Annotated in this window: 11 protein-coding genes, 1 pseudogene and 1 riboswitch; of the genes and pseudogenes, 7 read left to right on the top strand and 5 right to left on the bottom strand. The window is 60.4% G+C overall.

What is annotated here, in order from left to right; all coding sequences use genetic code 11:
- The first annotated feature begins 97 nt into the window (after positions 1–97).
- Positions 98–916: a M48 family metallopeptidase gene (locus tag ACW9IR_RS09530; RefSeq protein WP_122599128.1), complete on the top strand. Its 819-nt coding sequence runs from the start codon at positions 98–100 to the stop codon at positions 914–916.
- Positions 917–1040: 124 nt separating this feature from the next.
- On the opposite strand, the gene ACW9IR_RS09525 is transcribed toward ACW9IR_RS09530, so the two are convergent.
- The 3 genes from ACW9IR_RS09525 to ACW9IR_RS09515 form a co-directional block, all read right to left on the bottom strand.
- Positions 1041–1625, bottom strand: a complete 585-nt coding sequence (locus ACW9IR_RS09525; RefSeq protein WP_007912813.1) for a TMEM165/GDT1 family protein — start codon at positions 1623–1625, stop codon at positions 1041–1043.
- An 87-nt stretch (positions 1626–1712) separates the two neighbouring features.
- Positions 1713–1837, bottom strand: a riboswitch (yybP-ykoY riboswitch).
- Between the two features lie 39 nt (positions 1838–1876).
- Positions 1877–2875: a class I SAM-dependent methyltransferase gene (locus ACW9IR_RS09520; RefSeq protein WP_110721082.1), complete on the bottom strand. Its 999-nt coding sequence runs from the start codon at positions 2873–2875 to the stop codon at positions 1877–1879.
- A 32-nt stretch (positions 2876–2907) separates the two neighbouring features.
- Positions 2908–3873, bottom strand: a complete 966-nt coding sequence (locus ACW9IR_RS09515; RefSeq protein ID WP_457462920.1) for a 2-hydroxyacid dehydrogenase — start codon at positions 3871–3873, stop codon at positions 2908–2910.
- Positions 3874–4114: 241 nt separating this feature from the next.
- On the opposite strand from ACW9IR_RS09515, the gene ACW9IR_RS09510 reads away from it, so the two are divergent.
- Positions 4115–4744 carry a LysE family translocator gene (locus tag ACW9IR_RS09510; RefSeq protein ID WP_047599209.1) on the top strand — a complete coding sequence of 210 codons (630 nt, stop codon included), beginning with the start codon at positions 4115–4117 and terminating at the stop codon, positions 4742–4744.
- 97 nt (positions 4745–4841) lie between these two features.
- On the opposite strand, the gene ACW9IR_RS09505 is transcribed toward ACW9IR_RS09510, so the two are convergent.
- Positions 4842–5606: an AraC family transcriptional regulator gene (locus ACW9IR_RS09505; RefSeq protein ID WP_102901158.1), complete on the bottom strand. Its 765-nt coding sequence runs from the start codon at positions 5604–5606 to the stop codon at positions 4842–4844.
- Positions 5607–5691: 85 nt separating this feature from the next.
- On the opposite strand from ACW9IR_RS09505, the gene ACW9IR_RS09500 reads away from it, so the two are divergent.
- The 5 genes from ACW9IR_RS09500 (at position 5692) to ACW9IR_RS09480 (ending at position 15234) form a co-directional block, all read left to right on the top strand.
- The gene (locus ACW9IR_RS09500; RefSeq protein WP_095123019.1) at positions 5692–6876 is read left to right on the top strand and encodes an MFS transporter; all 1185 of its coding nucleotides are present in this window, start codon (positions 5692–5694) and stop codon (positions 6874–6876) included.
- A gap of 146 nt (positions 6877–7022) precedes the next feature.
- Positions 7023–8705, top strand: a complete 1683-nt coding sequence (locus ACW9IR_RS09495) for a fatty acid--CoA ligase (RefSeq protein ID WP_457462917.1) — start codon at positions 7023–7025, stop codon at positions 8703–8705.
- Positions 8706–9042: 337 nt separating this feature from the next.
- Positions 9043–10932, top strand: a complete 1890-nt coding sequence (locus tag ACW9IR_RS09490) for a DUF1302 domain-containing protein (protein ID WP_095123022.1) — start codon at positions 9043–9045, stop codon at positions 10930–10932.
- Between the two features lie 26 nt (positions 10933–10958).
- Complete coding sequence (locus tag ACW9IR_RS09485) at positions 10959–12323, top strand: DUF1329 domain-containing protein (RefSeq protein WP_007912796.1); 1365 nt, start codon at positions 10959–10961, stop codon at positions 12321–12323.
- Between the two features lie 175 nt (positions 12324–12498).
- Positions 12499–15234: a LuxR C-terminal-related transcriptional regulator gene (locus ACW9IR_RS09480; RefSeq protein WP_457462915.1), complete on the top strand. Its 2736-nt coding sequence runs from the start codon at positions 12499–12501 to the stop codon at positions 15232–15234.
- A 98-nt stretch (positions 15235–15332) separates the two neighbouring features.
- Here the strand turns inward: ACW9IR_RS09480 and ACW9IR_RS09475 are convergent.
- A pseudogene (locus ACW9IR_RS09475) lies at positions 15333–15845 on the bottom strand (M10 family metallopeptidase); the annotation flags it as partial.

Genomic DNA, 15845 nt, shown 5'->3' with positions numbered 1-15845 from the left:
GGGAAACGTCTGAAAGTCGCTGCAACACGTCCGTTGTATCTGGCGCCGATACAATTACCCGCCTACGATACGCGACAGGTTTTCAGGGAGCTTTTGAATGAACAAGACAATGGTTGTAAGTGCACTGAGCGCAGCGCTGTTGCTGGCCGGTTGTCAGTCGGTCAACACCACCAGCGGCGGCGCCGTGGGGGTGGAGCGCAAGCAGTACATGTTCAGCATGCTGTCCTCGCAAGAGGTCGACCAGATGTATGCCCAGTCGTATCAGAAAACCGTCGGCGAAGCCTCCAGCAAAGGTGTGCTGGACAAGACCAGCCCCGAGGCCAAGCGGGTTCAGGCGATTGCCAACCGCCTGATCGCCCAGGCGCCGAACTTCCGTCCGGACGCGGCGCAATGGCAGTGGGAGGTCAATCTGATCAAGAGCGACGAGCTAAACGCCAACTGCGGGCCTGGCGGCAAGATCATTTTCTATACCGGGCTGATCGACAGCCTGAAACTCACCGACGATGAAATCGCCGCAGTCATGGGGCATGAAATCGCCCACGCCCTGCGCGAGCACGGTCGTGAAGCGATGTCCAAGGCCTACGGGATCGAAATGGCCAAGCAGGGCGCGGGTGCGTTGCTCGGTCTGGGTCAGGACAGTCTGGCGCTGGCCGATACCGTGGCCAATTACGGCATGACCCTGCCGAACAGCCGTGCCAACGAAAACGAAGCCGACCTGATCGGTCTGGAACTGGCCGCTCGTGCGGGCTACAACCCGAACGCCGCGATCACCTTGTGGAACAAAATGAGCAAAGCGTCGGAAGGTTCGCCGCCGGAGTTCATGAGCACCCACCCGGCTTCTACCAGCCGAATTGCTTCGTTGCAGGCGGCGATTCCGAAGGTTATGCCGCTGTACGAACAGGCTCCGAAATCCTGAGTCGGTGATCGTTCCCACGCTCTGCGTGGGAATGCCTAAAGGGACGCTCCGCGTTCCAAAAGGGACGCAGAGCGTCCCCGGCTGCATTCCCACGCGGAGCGTGGGAACGATCCTTCTCTCAGGGTTAAACCCAGCCACTACTCTGCATTGCCTTGTACACCGCAACGATCGCCAGAATCATGAATGCCGAGGCCGCGAGGCGACGGATCAGGGTCAGTGGCAGTTTGTCTGCGGCGAAGTTACCTGCCAGCACCACCGGCACGTTGGCAATCAACATGCCCGCCGTGGTACCGATAATCACCAGCCACAGATCCGGGTATTGTGCCGCGAGCATCACGGTCGCGACCTGAGTCTTGTCGCCCATTTCAGCCAGGAAGAACGCAATCAGCGTGGTCAGGAACGGCCCGAACTTGCGTGCGGTGCTGGTTTCATCGTCATCCATTTTGTCCGGAACCAGCGTCCACAGCGCCGTGGCCGTAAAACTTGCGGCGAGAATCCAGTGCAGCGTCGCATTCGAGAAGAAACTGCCGAACCAGGCGCCGACCGCACCGGCTGCTGCGTGGTTGGCCAGGGTCGCGGCGACAATCCCGGCAATGATCGGCCAGGGTTTGCGGAAGCGAGCGGCGAGAATCAGCGCGAGCAGTTGCGTCTTGTCGCCGATTTCGGCCAAGGCAACGATTGCGGTGGGAACGAGTAACGAGTCCAGCATCAGGATTTCCTAAGGGGCGGGTCGACACGGCTATGACACGTACAGCCTTCCCGCCCCGGGTAAGGTGTGCGTGTCATAGGTCTTGTCAAACCCTGCGATCCGTCTGTTGCGGACGCTTGGGTCGCATACGCCATGATCTGAGGATCAAGTATGTTGACGTATGCCGGACGAGCTTGGCGCTCGTGGGAGACTACTCCCCTAGGACGGAGCGGATTCTGCCTAGGCAAATCCGATTGAGCAAGAACAAATTTTCAGCCGCGTTTGGCGCGGTAAATCCGGAAACCATTGCCTTCAGCCTTGATCGCACACACGCCAAGATGCTCTTCGATCAGCGGTTGATACTTGAGGAAGCTGTTCGCGACCAAGCGTAGTTCGCCACCATTTTTCAGATGTTTCGCCGCTTTTCGCAGCAAGTTCTCCGTGGCGAAATAATCGGTGTGCACGCCGACGTGGAACGGTGGATTGCTCAGAATTGCATTCAAACCCATCGGTGCAGCATCGATACCGTCACCAGTCAGCACTTCAGCTTCCAGACCGTTGGCCGCCAGCGTCAGACGGCTGCTGGCGGCGGCGAACGCATCGACATCGAGCAGCGTGACCTGATTGTGCGGATAGCGACGTTTTACCGCCGCGCCCAACACGCCTGCGCCGCAACCGAAGTCGAGCAGATGGCCGCTCGGCAGTTTGTCCAGATGCTCCAGCAGCAGGGCGCTGCCGCGATCCAGGCGACCGTGGCTGAACACGCCCGGCAGGCTGATGACTTTCAGCGGGCCTTCAGCCAGTGGCAATTCATAGGTCTGCGCCAGGCTTTCCAATGATTTCGCTTCCGGGGCATTGGCCACAGTCACTTGCCACAACTGGCAGTGCCGCGCGCTGTCGAGCTTGCGTGGCTTGCCGAACGGGTTGAGCTGCTTGGATGCGCCTTCGATGCCGCTGCGTTTTTCTCCGACCAGAAACACTTCCCGGCCGGCCAGACGCGAAGCCACCGCGTTGAGGATGTAATCGGTCAGATCCTTGGACTTGGGCAAGAACACCACGGCGCTGTCGAACTCGCGCTCCGGGACATTCACGCCGAAATGGCTGCGACCTTCGAAGCGCGCGTCCAGCGCGGCTTGATCGCCGGCATGCCAGCACCAGCCGAATGCGTTGGGCAGGCGCCCGAGCAAATCGTCGGAGGGCAAACCGGCCAACAACAACGAACCTTGAAACAACTCGGGCTGACGAAGCAGTACTTCACTGCGCGGATCCATAACTGCTCCTCAAAAAAAAGTGCCGCAGTTTATCAACTGACGACCCGCAGCGCCTTACCGCTGAAGAACGCCTGAGCGTTTTCGGTCAATTGGCCGACGATGCGTTGGCGTGCCTCGCGGCTGCCCCAGGCGTTGTGTGGCGTAACGATCAGGCGTGGGATGTCCGCCGCGAGCAACGGATTGCCCTGGGTCGGCGGCTCGACGCTCAACACATCCGTTGCGGCGCCACCGAGGTGGCCGTTGCGCAAGGCATCGGCCAGCGCCTGCTCATCGATCAGACCGCCACGGGCGGTGTTGACCACGAACGCACCGGGTTTCATCGACGCCAGCTCGCGAGCACCGATGAAATGGCGAGTGTGTTCATTGAGCGGGCAATGCAGGGTGAGGGCGTCGATTTGCGGCAGCAGTTGATCCAGCGGCAAACGATCCGGGCGAGCAGGGCGCCCGGGAATCTGCCCGAGCAACACACGCATGCCGAACGCTTCGGCCAGTCGCGCCACGGCGCCGCCGAGTTCGCCATGACCGAGCAGGCCGAGGGTTTTGCCTTCCAGTTCGACAATCGGGTAGTCGAGCAGGCAGAACTGTTTGGCCTGCTGCCAACGACCTTCGCCGACGGCTTTCTGGTAATCGGCCAGACGCGTGGCAAGGTTGAGCAACAGCATGATCGTGTGTTGCGCCACCGACGGCGTGCCGTAACCCTGACAGTTGCACACGGTGATGCCCTGCGCGCGGGCGGCGGCGAGGTCGACATTGTTGGTGCCGGTGGCGGTGATCAGGATCAGTTTCAGATCGGGGTTGGCGGCCATGGCGGCGGTGTCGATCAGGATCTTGTTAGTGATCGCCACCGTCGCCCCTTGCAGGCGTTCGGCGACTTGCCCGGGCAACGTTTGGGCGAACAGCTGCAGATCGCTGAAACACTCGCGCAACGGACTGAGGTCGAGGTCGCCGAGATCCAGCGAAGGGTGATCAAGGAATACCGCGCGGCGCGTGTTCGTCATCAACTGTACCTTTTGTGCTGTGAGCGTTGGGCGTAATCTGCCGAGCCTACCAGATGAAACAATTGGTTACTCAGTGCCAGAGGTACTCACAAGTCCTGTGGGAGCGAGCTTGCTCGCGAAGAGGGCGGATCAAGCGAATTGTGGTTGTCTGACACACCGCCTTCGCGAGCAAGCTCGCTCCCACAGGGAAAGCATCTGCGCCATGAGTCCGATTTGACCGATCAACTCCAGAGGAGCCCCCATGTACTGGACCGAGTTCTTGACCGTTGCACTGATCCATTTGCTGGCCGTCGCCAGCCCCGGCCCGGACTTTGCCGTGGTGGTGCGCGAGAGCGTGACCCACGGGCGTCGCGCCGGCACCTGGACCGCGCTGGGCGTGGGCACGGCGATTTTCCTGCACGTTGGGTATTCATTGCTGGGTATCGGCCTGATCGTGTCGCAGTCGATCGTGCTGTTCAACGCCTTGAAATGGGCGGCCGCCGCTTACTTGCTGTACATCGGCTTCAAGGCGTTGCGCGCGCAACCGGCGAAAGTCGTGGCCGATGATCTGCACAAAGAGGCCGGCGTACGCACGGCGCGCGGCGCGTTCACCTCGGGCTTCGTGACCAACGGTCTGAACCCGAAAGCCACGCTGTTCTTCCTGTCGCTGTTTACCGTGGTGATCAACCCGCACACGCCACTGGCGGTGCAGGCGGGTTACGGGGTTTACCTGGCCGTTGCGACCGCCATCTGGTTCTGCCTGGTGGCGATGCTGTTCAGCCAGCAACGTGTACGCGCCGGTTTCGCCCGCATGGGCCACTGGTTCGACCGCACCATGGGCGCGGTGCTGATCGCTCTCGGCGTGAAAATCGCGTTCACCGAGATGCATTGATCCCACTGTGTAGGAGCTGCCGAAGGCTGCGATCTTTTGATCTTGATCTTAAAAAAACAAAGTCAAAAGATCGCAGCCTCGTTGCACTCGACAGCTCCTACACGAGTTGGCTGAGCTTGCTCAGGTTGTTCAGGTAATCACGGGGATTTTCCCCGAGCAAACGGCGAAACATCGCGCTGAACGCCCGCGCGCTGCCGTAACCCAGATCATGCGCCACACGCTGCACGCTGTCCCCGGCGAGCAAGCGCGGCAGGGCTTCCATCAGGCGCAGTTGCTGGCGCCAGGCGTTGAAACTCATCTGCAATTGTTGCTGAAACAGTCGCGCCAACGTCCGTGAGCTGGCACCGACCTGTTGCGCCCAGTCTTCCAGGGTATTGGCATGATCCGGGGTGTGCAGCAGTGCCAGACAGATGTTTTGCAGGCGCCGGTCGCTGGGCATCGGAATGTGCAGCGGCAGGTTTTCCAGACTGGCGAGCTCTTCGAGCATCAACTGCTGAATCAGCGGGTTGTCGGCGTGCGGCGGCCCTTGCACCGCGCGCAGGATCAGCTCGCGCAGCAGCGGCGTCACGGCCAATACGCAGCACTGTTGCAGGCTGGCGGGCGACAGCTCAGGTGCGATGAACAGCGAGCGCATCTGCACATCGCCACTCATGAAAATCTCGTGCGCCACCTCAGGTGGAATCCACACCGCACGGCTTGGCGGGATCACCCACGCGCCGGATGCCGTGACCACCCGCATGATCCCGCTGACGGCATACAGCAGCTGCGCCTCGCGATGCAGATGGAGCGGTTGGTGCGCGCCGTCCAGATAATCCCGGGGGTAGGCACTCACCGGACCGTGTTCGAAATGGCTAATCAACATGTCTGATTTGATGACTTGCTTGGCAGGAATGCGCTTTGCGGCCAACCTAGCATAAACGGCACACAACAACGTAAAGCGTGCCGCCATGAATCAATCCCGTAATGTCATTCGCTACATCAACGCCGCGCATGTGATCGATCACATGTTCATGCTGATTTTTCCCGCCGCCGTGCTCGGCATGACTCAAGCGTTCGGCCTCGACTACGCCACGCTGATCGGCTTGTCACTGGGCGGTTTCATTGCCTTCGGCGCCTGTTCGCTACCCGCCGGTTGGCTCGGCGATCACTGGAGTCGGCGGCAGATGATGCTGGTGTTTTTCTTCGGTATCGGTGCCTCGGCGATCTTCACTGGGCTGAGCAGCAGCCCGAGCATGCTGGTGATCGGCCTGACCCTGATCGGTATTTTCGCGGCGATTTATCACCCGGTGGGCACGGCAATGCTGGTTGCTTACGCACAGAACCGTGGTCGTGAAATCGGCATCAACGGCATGTGGGGCAATCTGGGCGTGGCGTTTTCGGCGCTGATCACAGGCTTGCTGGTGGCGCAATTCGGCTGGCGCTCGGCGTTTCTGTTACCGGGTGCGGTGGCGATTGTGCTGGGTTTTGGCTTCGCCTTGCAGGTGCGCGAAGAACCGATTCCGAAGCGTGCGCACACGCCACTCAAGGGGGCGGCCGGTCAGCGCATCTCGATGGTGATGGTTTTCGGCGTGCTGGCGTTGGCCACGGCCACCGGCGGCGTGGTGTTCAACGCCACCACCATGACCTATCCGAAGTTGTTTCAGGAACGTTTGCATGAGCTGTTCGCTTCGCCGCAAACCCTCGGCGTGGTGGTCAGTCTGGCGTATGCCTTTGGCGCGGTCGCGCAGTTGAGTATTGGTCGGGTGTTGCATCGACTCAGCCTGAAATGGCCGTTCATTGTCCTGACGCTGTGCCAGGCACCGCTGTTGTTTGCGCTGGCCTATGCCGACGGCTGGGCGGTGATCGCCCTCGGCGCAGCGTTCATGTTCGTGGTGTTTGGTCAGGTCACCGTGAACGATGCGATGGTCGCCAACTTCGTTGCCCCGCAATGGCAATCGCGCGTCTTCGCGCTGCGTTATTGTTTATCGTTTGGCGCCAGTGCGACGGCGATTCCGCTGATTTCCTATGTCGAACCGCGCCATGGCTTTGTAGGCCTGTACTTGATTCTCGCGGGTTTCGGCGCTTTGACCTTCCTTGCAGCAGTCGTATTCCCACGGACGCCTTCCGAGGAGGCTGTAGGGCAAACGGCCTGATCTGAGACGAAAACCGGCAAATGCTGGCGCAAAGCTAGCATTTGTACGGCTTTGCAAATCATTCCTTTGGCTGATTTGGCTGGCGTATAAGGGTTCTAGAGTACCGATCTCTACGCCAACACCGTGCAGTCAGAAAAGGGATTCTTATGTTGCAGACTCGCGTCATTCCCCCGGCCGATGGGGCCTACCAGTATCCATTGCTGATCAAGCGGCTGCTGATGTCCGGCGCCCGTTACGAGAAAACCCGCGAGATCATTTACCGCGACCAGATTCGCTATAGCTACCCGACCCTGATCGAGCGCGTGGCGCGGCTGGCCAACGTGCTGACGGCGGCCGGTGTGAAGGCCGGTGACACGGTGGCGGTGATGGACTGGGACAGCCACCGTTACCTGGAATGCATGTTTGCGATTCCGATGATCGGCGCGGTGATCCACACGATCAACGTGCGCCTGTCGCCGGAACAGATCCTCTACACCATGAACCACGCCGAGGACCGCTTTGTGCTGGTCAACAGCGAGTTCGTCGGGCTGTATCAAGCGATCGCACCGCACCTGACCACGGTCGAGAAAACCCTGCTGCTGACTGATCTGCCGGAAAAAACCGCCGATTTGCCGAATCTGGTTGGCGAGTACGAGCAACTGCTGGCCGCTGCAAGTCCGCAGTACGACTTCCAGGACTTCGACGAAAACTCGGTCGCCACCACGTTTTACACCACCGGCACCACCGGCAACCCGAAAGGCGTGTATTTCACCCATCGGCAACTGGTGCTGCACACCATGGGCGTGTCGACGATCATGGGCTCCATCGACAGCGTGCGCCTGCTTGGCACCAACGATGTGTACATGCCGATCACGCCGATGTTCCACGTTCACGCTTGGGGTCTGCCATACGTGGCGACCATGTTGGGCCTGAAACAGGTTTATCCGGGACGTTACGATCCCGAGTTTCTGGTGGAGCTGTGGCGCAAAGAGAAGGTCACTTTCTCCCACTGCGTGCCGACCATCCTGCAAATGCTGCTCAACGCCAAAGGCGCACAAGGCATCGATTTCGGCGGCTGGAAAATTGTCATTGGCGGCAGCGCGCTCAATCGCACGCTGTACGAAACCGCGAAGGCGCGCGGCATTCAGTTGACCGCCGCGTATGGCATGTCGGAAACCGGGCCGTTGGTGTCCTGTGCGCACCTCAATGACGAGTTGATGGCCGGCAGCGAAGACGAACGCACCACCTACCGGATCAAGGCCGGTGTGCCGGGGCCGCTGGTGGAAGCGGCAATCGTCGACGGCGACGGCAATTTCCTCCCGGCCGACGGTGAGACCCAGGGCGAACTGGTGCTGCGTGCGCCATGGCTCACCGAGGGCTATTTCAACGAACCGCAGAAGGGCGCCGAGCTCTGGGCCGGCGGCTGGCTGCACACCGGCGACGTCGCCACGCTCGACAGCATGGGCGTGATCGACATCCGCGACCGCATCAAGGATGTGATCAAGACCGGCGGCGAGTGGATCTCCTCGCTGGACCTCGAAGACCTGATCAGCCGTCACGTCGCGGTACGCGAAGTAGCAGTGGTGGGCATCGCCGATCCGCAGTGGGGCGAGCGTCCGTTTGCCTTGCTGGTGATCCGCGAAGGGCACGTGATCGGGGCGCGCGAGCTCAAGGAACACCTCAAGCCGTTCGTGGAATTGGGCCACCTGAGCAAGTGGGCGATTCCGAGTCAGATCGCCCTTGTTACCGAAATTCCCAAGACCAGTGTCGGCAAGCTCGACAAGAAGCGTATCCGCCTCGACATCACCGAATGGCAGGCCAACAACAGCACCTTCCTCTCGACACTTTGAGTGTCTGCTGGCGCGCCGAAACCGGCGCGCCAGACCCACCAAGCAAGCGCTTGGCTTGTGAAATCGAAAAAATCAGCCATCCTTGCCGTGCCGACATGCGTCGGACTGGCGAAAGGACTGTTCCAGAGTGGCCGGCAGCTGCAAATCACACTTTAGAGGGATCAAGCAGTACCACCTGCTGGCTATAGTCCGCTCAAGGATTTTTAAGAACGGGGCACACGCACAAATCGGGGCGATGCATCTTTGGAGTGACTTCGGGCTGTCTCTGGCACCCGGTCCTTCGGACGTTTTTAAAAGTACTCACTGCCATAACAATAATGCACATGGAGTAGCGTCGATGACCTCAGTAAACCAGTTCTGGCGCCGGGCGAAACTGCCTCTGGCAGTCAGTCTTGCCTCTTCGCTCGCCGGGCCCGCATTCGGCGTCAGTTTCAACGTCGGTGAAATCGAAGGCCAGTTCGACTCGTCCCTGTCGATCGGTGCCAGTTGGTCTACCCAGAGCCCGAACAAGAACCTCATCGGCGTCAACAACGGCGGCCATGGTCTGTCGCAGACTTCTGACGATGGCCACGCCAACTTCAAGAGCGGCGAAACCTTTTCGAAGATCTTCAAGGGCATCCATGACCTTGAACTGAAATACGGCGACACCGGCGTGTTCGTCCGTGGCAAATACTGGTACGACTTCGAACTCAAGGACGAAAGCCGCCAGTTCAAGGACATCAGCGATTCGGGTCGCAAAGAGGGCGCCAAGTCGTCCGGCGGGCAGATCCTCGACGCCTTCGTCTACCACAACTACGCGATCGCCGATCAGCCGGGTTCCGTGCGTCTGGGCAAGCAGGTGGTGAGCTGGGGGGAAAGTACCTTCATCGGCGGCGGCATCAACTCGATCAACCCGATCGACGTTTCCGCGTTCCGTCGTCCCGGTGCCGAGATCAAGGAAGGCCTGATCCCGGTCAACATGTTCTACGTGTCCCAGAGCCTGACCGAAAACCTTTCGGCCGAAGCGTTCTATCAACTGGAATGGGACCAGACCGTCGTCGACAACTGCGGCACGTTCTTCTCGCAGCCAGACATCGTGGCCGACGGTTGCAACGACAACCTGCGCGTGCTGAACAAGCGTTCGCAAATCCCGGCCATCGCCCTGGGGCCATTGGCCGCCAACGGTGTCAACGTCAACGAAGAAGGCGTTCTGGTGCGCCGTGGTCCGGACCGCGATGCCCGCGACAGCGGTCAGTGGGGCGCCTCCTTCAAGTACATGTACGAGCCGCTCGATACCGAGTTCGGCGCCTATTTCATGAACTACCACAGCCGAGCGCCGATCTTCAGCGCCACCGGTGCTCCGCAATCGGTCTACAACACCGCGCGCGCGCTGCCGGGGCCGTTTGCGGCACTTGCACCACTGCTGGTCGCGGGTAACTCGAATTACTTCATCGAGTACCCTGAAGACATTCGCCTCTACGGTCTGAGCTTCTCCACCACCCTGCCTACCGGTACGGCGTGGAGCGGTGAGATCAGCTACCGTCCGAACGCGCCGGTACAACTGAACTCCACCGACATCCTGTTCGCCGGTGTGCGTCCGATCGGCGGCGCACTGACCAACGCTTCGATACTCAATGGTGTGCCGGGCCAGGATCTGCACGGTTACGAGCGCAAGGAAATCACCCAGATCCAGACAACGTTCACGCACTTCTTCGATCAGGTCATGGGCGCCAGCCGTCTGACCCTCGTCGGCGAAGTCGGTGCGACCTACGTCGGTGGGCTGGAAAGCCGTTCCGACAAGCGTTATGGCCGCGATCCGGTGTATGGCCCGGGCGAGTTGCCAGCCACTGGCGGTGTGAATACCTGCGCCAACATTCTCAACGCCAGCACCATCAACGGTGCAGGGCCGGGTTCGCCGCAGAACAACCGCAGCCGCAATTGCGACAACGATGGCTTCACCACTTCGATGTCGTGGGGCTATCGCGGTCGCGCCATCTGGGAATACAACGACGTCTTCGCCGGTGTGAACCTCAAGCCGAACGTGGCCTGGTCCCACGACGTCAGCGGTTACTCGCCAGGCCCTGGCGGCAACTTCGAGGAAGGTCGCAAAGCGGTCAGCCTGGGTGTTGATGCCGAGTACCAGAACACCTACACCGCGAGCCTGGCTTACACCAACTTCTTTGACGGCAAGTACACCACTGTGGATGACCGCGACTTCGTTGCGCTCAGCTTCGGCGTGAACTTCTAAGCACTGCATTCAGGACGAACGAATTTATGAAAATAACAAAGAGTCTGTTCCACGCCGGTGTTCTGGGCCTGTCGCTGCTGGCGACCGGCGTCATGGCCGCGGTGCCTGCTGCCGAAGCCGACAAACTGGGCAAGAGCCTGACGCCGATGGGCGCCGAAATGGCCGGTAACGCCGACGGTTCGATCCCGGCGTGGAAGCCGTTGCCGAAGAATGCCGGCTCGGTCGACAGCAAGGGTTTCCTGTCCAATCCATACGCCAGTGAGCAACCGCTGTTCACCATCACTGCGAAAGACGTCGACAAGTACAAGGACAAGCTGGCGCCGGGTCAGTACGCGATGTTCAAGCGTTACCCGGAAACCTTCAAGATGCCGGTCTACCCATCCCATCGCGGCGCGACCGTGCCGGATGACGTGTTCGCCGCCATCAAGAAAAATGCCACCACCACCAACCTGGTGTCTGGCGGCAACGGTCTGGAAAACTTCGACACCGCCGTACCATTCCCGATTCCTAAAACCGGTGTGGAAGTGATCTGGAACCACATCACCCGCTACCGCGGTGGCAGCGTGACCCGTCTGGTGACCCAGGCCACGCCGCAACCGAACGGCTCGTATAGCCTGGTGTACTTCCAGGATCAGTTCGTGTTCCGCGACAAGATGAAGGACTACGATCCGGCGAACCCGGGCAACATCCTGTTCTACTTCAAGCAGAAAGTGACCGCGCCGGCGCGTCTGGCCGGCGGTGTGCTGCTGGTGCACGAAACCCTTGACCAGGTAAAAGAGCCACGTTCGGCGTGGGTCTACAACGCCGGCCAGCGTCGTGTGCGTCGGGCACCACAAGTGTCCTACGACGGCCCGGGTACTGCGGCGGATGGCCTGCGTACCTCCGACAACCTCGACATGTTCAACGGTGCACCGGATCGCTACGACTGGAAGCTCGAAGGCAAGAAAGAGATGTACATCGCCTCCGACAGCTACAAGCTCGACGACCCGAAACTGAAGTACGCCGACATCATCAAGGCCGGCCACATCAACCAGGACCTGGCGCGTTACGAGCTGCGTCGCGTCTGGCACGTGGTTGCCACCCTGAAGGAAGGCCAGCGTCACATCTACGCCAAGCGTGACTTCTATATCGACGAAGACACCTGGCAGGCAGCCGTGATCGACCATTACGACGGTCGTGGCCAACTGTGGCGTGTGGCCGAGGCGCATGCCGAGAACTACTACGACAAGCAAGTGCCGTGGTATGCCCTGGAAACCCTCTACGACCTGCAGTCCGGCCGCTATCTGGCACTGGGCATGAAGAACGAAGAGAAGAGTGCGTATGACTTCGGCTTCACTGCCACCACCAGCGATTTCACCCCGGCCGCACTGCGTCAGGATGGCGTTCGCTAACCCGCTGTAACCCGAGGCCGCATCCTCGTGAAAACGCCCCGACTGGTTCGGGGCGTTTTTTTGCCTGTAGCCTTTTTGTAGCCATTTGTAGCAGCAACCTTCATAACCGGTTCGTTTAAGGCTAGTCTGCGGACATCTGCAATGCCGCCAACAGCAATTCGAACAAGAGCCGGCCATGACCGATCTGTCCCCACTTCCGGGTCCCGCAAGCGTTGCCGTCGCGGCACTGGACGGGCGTTTTTTTCGCCCGCCGTTGCCTGACGGCTATGTCTTGCGACCACGCCTTTGCGAGCGCCTGCAGGCCGGGCTCGCTGGGCGCCTGTTGCTGGTCAGTGCTCCCGCGGGGTTCGGCAAGAGCTCGCTGGCAGTGGAGTTCTGTCAGAGTCTGCCGGCGCACTGGCAAAGCCTCTGGCTGGGGCTGAGCCCTCGTGACAGCGACCCCGGACGCTTTCTTGAACGTTTGCTTGAAGGCTTGCAGGACTACTTTCCGCAACTGGGCAGTCGCGCACTCGGCCTGCTGAAAATGCGCCAACGCCATCAGCCATTTGCCTTCGAAGAATGGCTCGACGGCTTGCTCGATGAGTTGACCCTGCACCTCGATCCCGCCAAGCCGTTGCTGCTGGTGCTCGACGACTATCATCTTGCCCAAGGTCCGGTACTCGACCGCTGTCTGCAGTTTTTCCTCAATCATCTGCCCGATGGCTTGCTGGTGATGGTGACCAGTCGCCAGCGCCCGGACTGGCATCTGGCACGTTTGCGCCTGTCCCGGCAGTTGCTGGAGCTGCATGAGCAGGATCTGCGCCTGACCCACGACGAAGCGCTGACCTTGCTTGATCGTCACAGCAGTTCCCTGCGCGGTGAGGCACTGGAAAACCTGATCCAGCGCAGCGAAGGCTGGGTCGCCGGTTTGCGTTTCTGGTTGCTGGCGGTGTCCGAAGCGGGCAGCGATGCGGCGCTGCCACAAGCGCTGAACGGCGGGGAAGGGCTGATCCGCGATTATCTGCTGGAAGAAGTCATCGATTGCCTGCCCGCCGAAGTGCAGGCCTTTCTCTACGACACCGCACCACAAGAGCGTTTTTGCAGCGAACTGTGCGATGCCGTCCGTGAAGCTCACGACAGTGCCGAAATTCTGCGTTTCCTGCTGGCGCATCAGGTGTTTCTGGTGCCGCTGGACGAGCACGGCCACTGGTATCGCTATCACCATCTGTTCTCGGATCTGCTGCGCAGCCGGCCGATTGCGCAAGCGATGGTGCCGACTGCCACGTTGCACCTGCGCGCCTGTCGCTGGTTCAACGCGCAGGGGCTGCTGGATGAGGCGGTCGAACAGGCGTTGCGAGCCGGCCATCTCGATGTGGCGGCGAATCTGGTGCAGAACCTTTCCGAAGAACAACTGCTGGCCGAGCAGAACGTCGGCATGCTGCTGCGCTGGAAAATGGACTTGCCCGACAGTCTGCTGATCAGCACGCCGCGGTTGATCGTTCTCTATAGTTGGGCGTTGGGGCTGGCGTGTCAGCTCGATGCTGCCGAAGAGTTGTCCAGCCATCTGAGCCGTTTCCTGCCGGCGCCATCGGCCACGGCGCAAAAGTCGATGCTGGCGCAATGGCTGGCGTTGAGCGGGATCATTGCCCGTGGCCGCGGCCATCGTGAGTTGACCCTCAGGTATTGCAGCGAAGCGTTGGAAAGCCTGCCGGCCAAACGCTATGGCCAGAGGCTGATGTGTTTATCGACCTTGTCCAATCTGGCCATTGCCGACGGCGATCTGTGGCGCGCCCGCGGCCTTAACCGAGAGTCGCTGGAGTTGGCGCAGCGCGTCGGCAATCCGCTGTTCGAAGCGCTGGCGCACTACGATCGTGCGCGGGTGTTGCAGGCTCGCGGCGAAATCCTGCGTGCTCTCGATGAAGTCCATCAGGGCCTGGAGCGCTTGCGCGGGTTGTCGCCACAACGCCTGTATGCGGTGCGCGCAAGGCTGACGTTGTATGAAGGTTTTCTGTTGGCCATGCGCTTGCAGCCTCAGGCGGCACGCGTGCGTTTGTTGGCCGGAATCGGCGAGGCGCGCGCCTGTCGCGATATCAGCGTGTTGATCGGTCACTGCGTGATCGCTCGACTGGACGGCAGCAGTGGCGAGTTCGCCAAGGCCTTTGCCGAACTCGCCGAAGCCGAACGCCTGATGCACATCTGGGACGTGCCGCCGATCTACTACCTGGCGATGATCACGCTGGTCAAATGTGAGCTGTGGCTGGCGCAGGGCCGCACCGATCTGGCCGAGGCGTGGCTGGCGCGATTGGGGCAGACCTATACGGGCGAGCGCGCCGCTGCGCCGCCGGAGTTTCATCCACAGCTGCCTTTGCATGTTGAACTGCAACAGGCGTTGCTGGACCTGATTCAAGGGCAACCCATGCTCGCCGAGGGGCGGTTGAACGTATTGCATGAAAACGGCCAGCAAACCGGCCGACAGTTGCTCAGTGTGATGGCGTTGACGCAGAAGGTGGCGTTGCTGTTGGTGGGGGGCCGTGAGCCCGAAGCGCGTAAAGCGTTGCACCAGGCGCTGGAGGCGGCGGCCGGTGGCGTGCTGCAACCGTTCGATGCCTTGCTCAGAGAGCATGCAGATTGGTTGCGCGGGCAACTGGCCTTGAGCGCTTCGAGCGATGTCAGCCAGCAGTTGCTCGTGCATCTTCCGCTACCTGCCACTCGTTCGGTTGCGGATCCGGTAGCAGCCGAGCAACTCAGCAGTCGAGAGCTGGCGGTGCTTCGCCTGATCGCACTGGGCTGTTCAAACCAGGAAATCAGCGAACAGCTGTTCATCTCGTTACATACGGTGAAAACCCACGCAAGTCACATCAATAGCAAGTTGGGCGTCGAGCGGCGCACACAGGCGGTCGCACGGGCTAAGGGGCTAGGACTGCTCACCTGACGGTCATAAGACTGACCCGAAAAAAATGCCCCGGACCAAGGTTCGGGGCATTTTTTTTCAGGTAAGGATCTGCAAGCAGATCCTGTGGTGATGGAGTGTCAGGCGACCAGGTCGTTGGCACTCAGACTATTAACACCCACCAACTGAATTTCGAAGTCAGCGCCAGGGCCTCCGGAGACGTTTCCGGAGAGAATGTGGTCGGAGAAGCGGACTTGCCCGGCCGCAGTAAAGTCGTTGCCATCGATGAATGTGAAACCATTGAAACCGGCGGTCAGTAAGTTGGCATCAAAGTGGGTCAGGTCGATTTTATCGCCCTGGAGGCTGCTGAAGTCAGTGATGACATCACGGTTGGCCCCGATCCCCATTTCGTTTACGGCGCCGAACTTGAAGATATCGGCACCGCCACCACCGGTCAGGGTATCGGCACCGAAGCCTCCATCCAGGATGTTGGCATTGATGTTTCCAGTCAGCGTGTTGTTCAAGTTGTTGCCAGTGAGCGTGAATTGACCGAGCCCCAGTAACTTGACGTTTTCGACGTTCAGCAGGTTGCCGATACTCAGGTCAACGGTCTCGGTCTGCGGCGTGGAGCCGTACATGATGTAGAGGGTGTC

It is taken from the genome of Pseudomonas sp. SDT291_1_S447, assembly GCF_054070155.1.
This window is presented reverse-complemented; position numbering and strand designations above follow the sequence as displayed.

Excerpts from the sequence above, each read along its gene's own strand:
- ACW9IR_RS09530 (WP_122599128.1), top strand. The coding sequence starts at position 98 with ATGAACAAGACAATGGTTGTAAGTGCACTGAGCGCAGCGCTGTTGCTG.
- ACW9IR_RS09525 (WP_007912813.1), bottom strand. The coding sequence starts at position 1,625 with ATGCTGGACTCGTTACTCGTTCCCACCGCAATCGTTGCCTTGGCCGAA.
- ACW9IR_RS09520 (WP_110721082.1), bottom strand. The coding sequence starts at position 2,875 with ATGGATCCGCGCAGTGAAGTACTGCTTCGTCAGCCCGAGTTGTTTCAA.
- ACW9IR_RS09515 (WP_457462920.1), bottom strand. The coding sequence starts at position 3,873 with ATGACGAACACGCGCCGCGCGGTATTCCTTGATCACCCTTCGCTGGAT.
- ACW9IR_RS09510 (WP_047599209.1), top strand. The coding sequence starts at position 4,115 with ATGTACTGGACCGAGTTCTTGACCGTTGCACTGATCCATTTGCTGGCC.
- ACW9IR_RS09505 (WP_102901158.1), bottom strand. The coding sequence starts at position 5,606 with ATGTTGATTAGCCATTTCGAACACGGTCCGGTGAGTGCCTACCCCCGG.
- ACW9IR_RS09500 (WP_095123019.1), top strand. The coding sequence starts at position 5,692 with ATGAATCAATCCCGTAATGTCATTCGCTACATCAACGCCGCGCATGTG.
- ACW9IR_RS09495 (WP_457462917.1), top strand. The coding sequence starts at position 7,023 with ATGTTGCAGACTCGCGTCATTCCCCCGGCCGATGGGGCCTACCAGTAT.
- ACW9IR_RS09490 (WP_095123022.1), top strand. The coding sequence starts at position 9,043 with ATGACCTCAGTAAACCAGTTCTGGCGCCGGGCGAAACTGCCTCTGGCA.
- ACW9IR_RS09485 (WP_007912796.1), top strand. The coding sequence starts at position 10,959 with ATGAAAATAACAAAGAGTCTGTTCCACGCCGGTGTTCTGGGCCTGTCG.
- ACW9IR_RS09480 (WP_457462915.1), top strand. The coding sequence starts at position 12,499 with ATGACCGATCTGTCCCCACTTCCGGGTCCCGCAAGCGTTGCCGTCGCG.